Source organism: Leptospira haakeii (assembly GCF_002812045.1).
Taxonomy (GTDB): domain Bacteria; phylum Spirochaetota; class Leptospiria; order Leptospirales; family Leptospiraceae; genus Leptospira_B; species Leptospira_B haakeii.
Genome location: NZ_NPEG01000036.1, coordinates 1 through 623 on the forward strand (window position 1 = coordinate 1; position 623 = coordinate 623).

General features: G+C 34.7%; 1 protein-coding gene. It reads left to right on the plus strand.

The window, feature by feature from the left end; translation table 11 throughout:
• Positions 1-31: 31 nt before the first annotated feature.
• A partial coding sequence (locus CH377_RS19545; RefSeq protein ID WP_133122041.1) for a hypothetical protein occupies positions 32-623 on the plus strand: 592 nt, incomplete at its 3' end.

The following is a 623-nucleotide window of genomic DNA, read 5'->3' on the forward strand; positions in this document are numbered from 1 at the left end:
ATGACAAAGGAATTTAAACTAATTTAAAACTATGAAAGATTTTATCGGATTTACTCCAAATCAATTGCACGGAAGACAAAAAGCGAAAACGTTCATAATCTTCTTCACTCTCCTTGTTATTGCACCAGTGTTGACTATTAATAAGATTCCTTATAGTCAGATCTTATTGATTGTAACTCCATTTGCATTATATGGTTTATTTCGTGTCATAAGTGGTGCGTTCGTTTTCTCAATTGGGCCAGAATCGATTATTTGGAATGGCATACAATTTGACCCTTCGAGTATACGATCACTAGTTTATAAGCGATTAATCTTTGACACATTTACGATTCTAACCTGGAAAAATCCTCGAGCCTTTCGCCCATTATATTTTGTGACAGAAATTGTAACAATTGTGACTGATGCTGGCGAATTCGATATAGGAAAAGTAGTGAAAAAGAGTATTACTTTTGAAGATGCAACTGAGCCCGTGCGAGTAGAGGGTAACTCTTTTCTCTACTCTGAGCATATTCATGGTTTTCCTATGCGCGATATAATTTTATTGTCAGATAGCGAATTTGACGAAGCAATATCTAACTTAACTAGTTATTCAAATAAAGCTATGATTTATCTAAGTGGAGGAG